Raw genomic sequence first — 7,548 nt, 5'->3', positions numbered from 1 at the left:
GTGCTTTTTCATGAATGCTAACAAAAATGGCGAGATTTGTGCAGAAACGAGAGTTTTGTGTATTTTTAGAAAATTAAAAGTTTAACCGAAAAACTTGCGCATTTTTGCCCGCCTCAAACCATATGCGCGAGACGTTGTACTACATACTGAAATAAACCCTAGTTTAAATTAATTTTCTTAGATTTAAACAAAATTTCTGGTCATGGAAACTATACAAATTGATATCCTAAATCCAAAGGCAAAAAAACTTTTGAGAGATTTAGCTGATTTAAATCTAATTAAAATCAATAAGCAAAAAAAGAAATCTGATTTTTCATCTCTTCTCCAGAAATTGAGATCTAAATCGACTGACGAAATTTCACTCGATGAAATTACAGATGAAGTCGAGCAAGTGAGAAAAGAACGCTATGAAAAATAAGAAAATAATCCTTGATACCAATCTATGGATTAGCTTTCTGATTTCAAAAAAATTCAATCAACTTGACCAATTGATTGAAGATAAAAAAATAACTTTAGTTTTTTCTGATGAGTTAATTGAAGAATTTATTGATGTTGTAAGTCGACCTAAATTCCAAAAATATTTCTCTAGAAAAGACATCGAAAAAATACTTAACTATTTTGACCAATTTGGAATATTAGTGAAAGTCAAGTCTACTATCGAAATTTGTCGCGATGAAAAAGACAATTTTCTATTAAATCTATCAGTTGATTCAAAAGCCAATTATCTAATAACAGGAGATAAAGATTTATTAGTTTTGAAAAAAATTGAGGCCACTGAAATAGTCACATTTACCGATTTTATTGAGCATATCGGCTAGGAGTACGTAGTACAACATCGCATATGTTTTATGGCTAAAGTTCTTGCTGAATGGAAAATTTTGATATGTTTATAAAAGAAAAAGTTTAACCGAATAACTTGCACTTGTTTACCCGCCACAAATACATATGCAAGCCCGTTGGGCTTAATTAAAACGACACCTGGAAAAGAATGGAATTATTAGTTTTATCTGATTATGGTTCAAGAGAAAATCTGAAAAAGAAAAATCCATCTGAATCGGACATCCTTGAGGCTATGAATTCTATTGATTGGAATTTATTTCATCAAGTTTGTCTAAGTAAAAATGGCTACGATTGGATTGAAGTTGGAGGAAATCTAAAAGAAGACGGACTTTCAGCTATGTACGAAAAAAACAATGAGCAATTTGTTATTGAGAAAGCTCCTTCTTCCATAAATCAACTGACTGAAATATTATTATCTTATTTCAACAATGATGGTAAGTTCAATAAAAAACACAAATTTACTGGAGAAAATAACAATTCGGAATCAACCTATGACGCTGAAAAAGTATACAAGATTTTTTTTGAAAATGAACGAAAAGAATCTTTTGAGAAAAACAGAACAGAAAGTTATTCAACGTGGGAAATGATTTTAATTTTCGTCTTTGGACCTTTAAAATTTTTTCGTCGTTATGATGATGTATTTACATCAAGAAAAGAAAATTATTTTTTAAAATTTAAACAGCGGATTGTAATTTTAACTTTAGGATTTATCAGTTGGTTTGTTCTTATTTATATCACATTTAATAATTATGAACAAAAAAGACTTGAAGAAATTGAAAAAATTGATATCTCTGATTGGAAGAAAAAACACGGATATGAATAAAAATAACTAAGCCCGCAGAATCTACATTGATGCCCATTAAAGTTTTGGGCTTTGTAAAGATGTGCTTACTTACCCGAGCAACTATGCCTCGTATCCTGTTCCTGCTTGGTTTATCCTGAGCCTAGACGAAGGGTCGGTTCAGACTTTTGTAGACTCGCTTACTTCACTTCTAAGGTCACCCTTAACAAGCTTGCGACTTATTAATGCTTCAGAGCGTTACCTCAGCGCATTGGGGACTTTCACCCGTTGGGACATTCTTGTAAAAGAACTATATTTACCATTCAAGGCACACACATCGCATATGTTTTATGCCTAAAGTTCTTGCTGAATCGAAATTTTCGGTATGTTTATAAAAGAAAAAGTTTAACCGAATAACTTGCGTTTGTTTTCCCATCACAAACACATATGCAAGCCCGTTGGCAGAAAGCTAAAAAAAAAACGTAACTAATTAAAATATAAATAAATATGAAAAGAATTCTATCTTTAATAATACTTGGAACTAGCTCAATGGCATTTGCGCAATTACAAGTAAACACTTTGAATTTAACTACAAATGATTTAGTTTATGATTCAGTAACTAACAAAATTTATGCAAGTATTCCGAGTGCTAATGGTTCAAATGGAAACAGTATTGGTGTTATAAATCCAAATACATACTTATTAGAAAATACAATATTCATTGGAAGTGAACCAACAATTCTTGCAATTTCAGATAATGGACAATATATATATTCTGGATTTAGTGGCTCTTCAACTGTAAGACGATTTGATGTTGCAAGTCAAACGGCAGGTCTCCAATTTAGTTTAGGAAGTGATTCCTCAACTGGGTCTTACTATGCCGAAGATATTGAAGTTATGCCTAGCCAGCCAACAACTATTGCTATTTCTAGAAAAAACAATGGCTTTTCTCCAAGACATGAAGGAGTCGTAATATACGACAATAATGTTATGAGACCGACAACAACTCCTGACCATACAGGAAGTAACAGAATAGAATTTACTAGTCAAAATTCATTAATCGGATACAATAATGAAACAACTGAATTTGGAATTAGAAGATTATCAGTAAATAGTAGCGGAGTTAGTAATGTTAGTGTAACTCAAAATGTGTTATCAAACTTTTATCTAGATTTTATATATAAAGACAATTATATGTATTCATTTGATGGTAAAGTTGTTGATGTTACAACAGCACCGTTTGTTATTGGTCAATTTTCAAATGCAACTGGTCCAGTAGTATATGATAGTTATTATAATCGTGTATGTTTTGGTAGTTATGATTTTTCTGGAAACATTACATTTAAGAGATTTAATCCAAATACTTTTTTGTTGTACGATAGTTTACCAATTTCACAAGCCTTTGGTTCAGTAAAAAACATAATCACTTGTGGAAATGGTTGTTATGCTTTTAACACAACTGACAACAAAGTAATTATTATAAAGGATTCAACTTTGGGCTTATCAGAATCAGAAGAAAAAAACAACATATCAATATATCCAAATCCAACTACTGATTATTTATTTTTAAAAAGTGGTTTTGACATAAAAGATGTACAAATTTCTGACTTGAACGGTAGAATAATAAATAATTTGGAATTTCAAGATAATAAAATGAACTTAACTAGTTTACAGACTGGTATTTATTTTGCAAAAATAAGTGATATAAATGGAAAAATATTAACTAAGAAAATCATCAAAAAATAGCCTTCTTCCAACAGCAGTTTGTAAAAATGCCGGGTTTTGGACTTAATTTAAAGTTGGTTTTGTACTTGCAAAGTCGGTGTTTAATTGAAAGTTTTGGAATCCTTAATCCGCCACTTCTGCAAGCTGCAAAACGTTACCCTTTATTATAAAAAAGATTCCCTTTAGTTCTAAATTAGAGAACTGATTGTATATTTGTTACATAATTTGATGAATGAAACAAATAATTGCGAAAAGTACGCTACGAGAATATTGGGAAAAACACGCTGACTCTGAACAGTATTTGAAAACTTGGTTCGATACAGCAAAAAGCGCAAAATGGTTTTCTCCAAACGATGTTAAACAAACTTACATTTCCGCAAGTATTCTAAAAAATGGTCGGGTTGTTTTCAATATTAAAGGAAACTCTCATCGACTTATTGTTAAATTTAATTACGAAAAGCAGTGGGCGTTTATCCGTTTTATTGGCACACACGCTGAATATGACAAAATAAACGCTGACACCATTTAAAAAAAGAATAATGAATTTAAGACCTATTAAAACCGAAAAAGATTACCGAAACGCTCTTGAACGATTGGAAGTGATTTTTGATGCACCTGTTGACACAAAAGAAGGTGATGAAGCAGAAATTCTCTCATTGATGATTGAAAATTATGAAAATGAGCATTATCCGATAGAAGCTCCAGATCCAATAGAAGCGATTAAAATCAGAATGGAAGAATTGAATCTACGCCAAAAAGATTTGGTAGGTGTAATTGGCGGTAAAAGTCGAGTATCCGAAATTTTAAATCGAAAAAAGAAATTGACTGTTGATATGATAAGAGAGTTAGAAAGATTACTTCAAATTTCTGCTTCAGTCTTAGTCAACAATTATCAACTCGCAAAAAATAACAAAGGGTAACAGCGCATCCTATGAAAAGCAATCGTCCTGATCTTAGTTCACATTTATGATATTTTTCTTTTAAGCCCTATCTCATTTATTACTAATTTTTAAATCATGTTTTATAAGCTTCGCATCTTGCTCTCCAGGCTTCCTTTGCCTGTCGGGTAATCAAACTCAAGGTTATCTATCCAGTTTCTAAAATCAAGGCTCCAATTACTATTATCGTACTTTTTTGGTATTGTAATGCCATAGAATAGAAACTTCATCTTTAACCGGCTCTTGATTTGACGGTAATGCTGAACCAGTTCATTACGCCTTCTAAATAAACTTCGGAACTCTTCACGTTCTTTATCTGGAATTACAATGCTTGTGAGCCGTCCATCTTTAAGCTCTCAGCTGATAAGTTGAGCATCTATCTTATCGGTCTTGGTAAAGCGTTCCTTGCCCTTACGGTGAATATCTGCCGGGTTAACTAACAATGAAGTCCAGCCATAACTTTCAAAACTCCTGTGAGCCTTGTATCCACAACACCCAGCTTAATAAGCTGTGGTAACTTCATGGCCTGGAAAGTGTTTAATGACATACTCATAAAGCTGGTCTGGAGAAGGTTCCATGCTAAAGGATTTGCCTGAAAACAAATCGGTGGAACAATGCACTTTCCAGCTTCGCTTGTGGATGTCAATTCCAATATATAACTTTAACTCGGCACTAAGTTCAGTTTTCATACTTTATATGTTTTAGTGAACTTTAAGGATACTGGACTTAGTGCTTTTTCATGGATGCTATGTTTTATGGCTAATTATCTCGCTGAATCCAGAAATTTAGTAAATTTATTATAGTAAAAGTTCAACCTGCCTTTGCCGGCAGGCAGGCTTAATAACTTGCGCTTGTTTCTCTTCTTAAAAATTTATACAAGCCCGTTATACGTCATATTATTAGTTCTTAAAAAGTTAATACATGAAAATTAGAATTTGGATAATTATTTTTTCTTCAATTTTCCTCTTTTTTTCATGCAATCGAAATAAAGAGACTATAACTCCTGAGATAAAAAACATTACAGAAAGTGTTTATGCTTCTGGTATTGTTTTGAGTAAAAATCAATATGAAGTATATACTAAAGTCAATGGAATAGTAGACGAAATAGTGATAAAAGAAGGCGCGCAAATAGAAAAAGATGACTTACTTTTTAAAATAGAGAATGAAAACTCTAAGCTATCTGCAGACAATGCAAGGCTGATTGCTGCTGCAAATGACTACACAGAAAACCTTGAAAAGCTGGATGATGCCCGTCACAGCATTAAGCTTTATCATAAGAGATTTCTAAATGATTCTTTGATGTATGAGAGACAGAAAAACCTATGGAAACAAAATATTGGCTCAAAAATGGAGCTCGAACAAAGAGAAATTAGTTTTGAAAAGTCCAAACTCAACTTAAATCAAGCCAAATCTGTTTTTGAAGACTTGCAACGCCAGTTAGACCTTGCTTCCAAACAAAGCAAAAATAATTTGAAAATTGCCCAAACCTTAGAAAAAGATCTGGAAATACGAAGTGCTGTAGATGGTATTGTTTATAAAATAAATATTGAAGAAGGTGAACTGGCTACTGCTAATAAACCTTTAGCTGTAATTGGAGAAAAAGAATTTATTATAGAACTCGATATTGACGAATTGGATATTGTGAAAATAGAGCAAGGCCAAAAGGTATTTGTCAGAATGGATAGTTACAAATCTCGAGTTTTTGAAGCTGTGATAACCGATATCTATCCGATGATGAACGATCGCACCCGAACTTTAAAGGTACAGGCTGTATTTACTCAGATACCCGAAGTACTTTACCCCAATTTAACTTTGGAAGCTAATATTGTTATCAATGAAAAACAAGACGTCCTAACCATTCCTACACGTTTCCTGCTGACAGATTCTACTGTAATGCTTAAAGATGAGAGCATAAAGAAAGTGAAAATTGGACTTAGTGATTATAACCTAACTGAAATTAAAAGTGGCATAAATATAAATTCTAAAATAATAAAGCCTAAAAAATGAGGGTTAAGCATATTTTCGAAATAGCTAAATCGCTTTTAATCGCAAGGTCTAAGCAAACACTAATAGCCGCAATCGGTGTGGCCCTGAGTGTAGCTTTTTTTATTTCACTATTAGGGTTTATGGAAGGACTAAATACTTTATTGGATGACCTGGTCTTGAATAGAACACCACATATAAGACTCTACAACGGCATTCGCCCTTCAGATTTTCAGCCCATTGACTTGTCTGCAACCTATACTGATCATTATAATTTTATAAGTTCTGTAAAACCTATAAATGCTAGAAAAGAGATACACAATGCTCTAGCCATTATTCCCTATCTTAATTCAGACAAAAGAGTACTTGGAGTGGCCCCCAAAGTGACAGCACAAGTATTTTTCAATCTCGGAAACATTGATCTAAATGGGGTTATAAATGGGGTGGACATTTTACAAGAAACCAAACTATTCAACTTTAAAGATTATGTAATTGGCGGTGATTTTATGGATCTGAAAAACAGGTCGAACAGTATTATCTTAGGAATTGATCTTGCTAAAAAAATGCTTGCTGAAAAAGAGGATATTATTACCATAACGACAGCGGATGGAAACCAATTCTCATTGAAAGTAATCGGTTTTTTTCAATCTGGTATTGCCGAATTGGATAAGGTACAAAGCTTCGTGAGCTTATCTACCGGACAAAAATTACTAGGAAAGTCTGGTAATTTCATAAGCGATATTCAGATAAAATTGAATGATATAAAAGAAGCGCCAGTAATTGCCAAAGAATATAGACAGCTTTTTGGTATCGATGCAGAAGATATCCAAACGGCCAATGCACAGTTTGAAACAGGAAGTAGCGTTCGTTCACTTATATCTTATGCAGTAGGCCTAACTTTACTTGTTGTGGCAGGATTTGGTATTTACAACATTCTCAATATGATGATTTATGAAAAAATGGATACTATTGCCATTTTGAAAGCTACAGGTTTTGCTGGCAGTGATGTAAAACAAATATTTATGGTTATTTCTTTAAGCATTGGTATAGGAGGAGCATTTGCCGGGGCACTTTTAGGCTACCTTTTCTCATTGATTATAGATGCCATTCCTTTCATTTCGGCTGCATTACCCACGATAGATACTTATCCTGTAGATTATGGACTGCAATACTATTCAATAGCGGTTTTATTTGCAGTAGCAACCACTTATTTTGCAGGGTGGTTTCCTGCTAAGAAAGCAAGTCAAGTAGATCCTGTAGAAATTATTAGAGGGAAATAAC

At 32.9% G+C, this 7,548-nt stretch carries 11 protein-coding genes; 9 read left to right on the top strand and 2 right to left on the bottom strand.

Translation table 11 applies throughout. The features are described from left to right. The first annotated feature begins 202 nt into the window (after positions 1 to 202). From ACFQ0R_RS05820 to ACFQ0R_RS05790, 7 genes are all read left to right on the top strand, one after another. On the top strand, positions 203 to 418 hold the full coding sequence (locus ACFQ0R_RS05820) for a hypothetical protein (protein ID WP_379657435.1): 216 nt from the start codon (positions 203 to 205) through the stop codon (positions 416 to 418). Beyond that, complete coding sequence (locus ACFQ0R_RS05815; protein WP_379657434.1) at positions 408 to 818, top strand: putative toxin-antitoxin system toxin component, PIN family; 411 nt, start codon at positions 408 to 410, stop codon at positions 816 to 818. The genes ACFQ0R_RS05820 and ACFQ0R_RS05815 overlap by 11 nt, the downstream gene beginning before the upstream one ends. 170 nt (positions 819 to 988) lie before the next feature. Next, entirely contained in the window at positions 989 to 1,663 is a 675-nt protein-coding gene (locus ACFQ0R_RS05810; RefSeq protein ID WP_379657433.1) for a hypothetical protein, read from the top strand. Positions 1,664 to 1,724: 61 nt separating this feature from the next. Further along, positions 1,725 to 1,979 (top strand): hypothetical protein, encoded by a 255-nt coding sequence (locus ACFQ0R_RS05805; protein ID WP_379657432.1) that lies wholly within the window; start codon positions 1,725 to 1,727, stop codon positions 1,977 to 1,979. A gap of 149 nt (positions 1,980 to 2,128) precedes the next feature. Next, positions 2,129 to 3,367, top strand: coding sequence for a T9SS type A sorting domain-containing protein (locus ACFQ0R_RS05800; protein ID WP_379657431.1), 1,239 nt, complete (start codon positions 2,129 to 2,131; stop codon positions 3,365 to 3,367). Positions 3,368 to 3,578: 211 nt separating this feature from the next. After that, positions 3,579 to 3,875 (top strand): type II toxin-antitoxin system HigB family toxin, encoded by a 297-nt coding sequence (locus ACFQ0R_RS05795; protein ID WP_379657430.1) that lies wholly within the window; start codon positions 3,579 to 3,581, stop codon positions 3,873 to 3,875. Positions 3,876 to 3,885: 10 nt separating this feature from the next. Beyond that, complete coding sequence (locus ACFQ0R_RS05790; RefSeq protein ID WP_379657429.1) at positions 3,886 to 4,266, top strand: helix-turn-helix domain-containing protein; 381 nt, start codon at positions 3,886 to 3,888, stop codon at positions 4,264 to 4,266. A gap of 101 nt (positions 4,267 to 4,367) precedes the next feature. Here ACFQ0R_RS05790 and ACFQ0R_RS05785 read toward each other — a convergent pair whose 3' ends face one another. Further along, positions 4,368 to 4,514: a hypothetical protein gene (locus ACFQ0R_RS05785; protein WP_379657428.1), complete on the bottom strand. Its 147-nt coding sequence runs from the start codon at positions 4,512 to 4,514 to the stop codon at positions 4,368 to 4,370. Positions 4,515 to 4,784: 270 nt separating this feature from the next. Further along, positions 4,785 to 4,973, bottom strand: coding sequence for a hypothetical protein (locus tag ACFQ0R_RS05780; protein ID WP_379657427.1), 189 nt, complete (start codon positions 4,971 to 4,973; stop codon positions 4,785 to 4,787). 232 nt (positions 4,974 to 5,205) lie between these two features. On the opposite strand from ACFQ0R_RS05780, the gene ACFQ0R_RS05775 reads away from it, so the two are divergent. Together ACFQ0R_RS05775 and ACFQ0R_RS05770 are read left to right on the top strand one after the other, a co-directional pair. Next, positions 5,206 to 6,291 (top strand): efflux RND transporter periplasmic adaptor subunit, encoded by a 1,086-nt coding sequence (locus ACFQ0R_RS05775; protein ID WP_379657426.1) that lies wholly within the window; start codon positions 5,206 to 5,208, stop codon positions 6,289 to 6,291. Further along, positions 6,288 to 7,547, top strand: coding sequence for an ABC transporter permease (locus tag ACFQ0R_RS05770; protein ID WP_379657425.1), 1,260 nt, complete (start codon positions 6,288 to 6,290; stop codon positions 7,545 to 7,547). The genes ACFQ0R_RS05775 and ACFQ0R_RS05770 overlap by 4 nt, the downstream gene beginning before the upstream one ends. Position 7,548 lies beyond the last annotated feature (1 nt).

It is taken from the genome of Psychroflexus salinarum, assembly GCF_042677225.1.
Lineage (GTDB): Bacteria > Bacteroidota > Bacteroidia > Flavobacteriales > Flavobacteriaceae > Psychroflexus > Psychroflexus salinarum.
Note: the sequence above shows the minus strand (reverse complement) of the source record. Positions and strands in the feature narration are given on the sequence as shown.

What these genes read in the sequence shown, in the direction of transcription:
- ACFQ0R_RS05790 (WP_379657429.1), top strand. Translation starts at nt 3,886, where the DNA reads ATGAATTTAAGACCTATTAAAACCGAAAAAGATTACCGAAACGCTCTT.
- ACFQ0R_RS05810 (WP_379657433.1), top strand. Translation starts at nt 989, where the DNA reads ATGGAATTATTAGTTTTATCTGATTATGGTTCAAGAGAAAATCTGAAA.
- ACFQ0R_RS05815 (WP_379657434.1), top strand. Translation starts at nt 408, where the DNA reads ATGAAAAATAAGAAAATAATCCTTGATACCAATCTATGGATTAGCTTT.
- ACFQ0R_RS05795 (WP_379657430.1), top strand. Translation starts at nt 3,579, where the DNA reads ATGAAACAAATAATTGCGAAAAGTACGCTACGAGAATATTGGGAAAAA.
- ACFQ0R_RS05770 (WP_379657425.1), top strand. Translation starts at nt 6,288, where the DNA reads ATGAGGGTTAAGCATATTTTCGAAATAGCTAAATCGCTTTTAATCGCA.
- ACFQ0R_RS05820 (WP_379657435.1), top strand. Translation starts at nt 203, where the DNA reads ATGGAAACTATACAAATTGATATCCTAAATCCAAAGGCAAAAAAACTT.
- ACFQ0R_RS05800 (WP_379657431.1), top strand. Translation starts at nt 2,129, where the DNA reads ATGAAAAGAATTCTATCTTTAATAATACTTGGAACTAGCTCAATGGCA.
- ACFQ0R_RS05780 (WP_379657427.1), bottom strand. Translation starts at nt 4,973, where the DNA reads ATGAAAACTGAACTTAGTGCCGAGTTAAAGTTATATATTGGAATTGAC.
- ACFQ0R_RS05785 (WP_379657428.1), bottom strand. Translation starts at nt 4,514, where the DNA reads ATGAAGTTTCTATTCTATGGCATTACAATACCAAAAAAGTACGATAAT.
- ACFQ0R_RS05775 (WP_379657426.1), top strand. Translation starts at nt 5,206, where the DNA reads ATGAAAATTAGAATTTGGATAATTATTTTTTCTTCAATTTTCCTCTTT.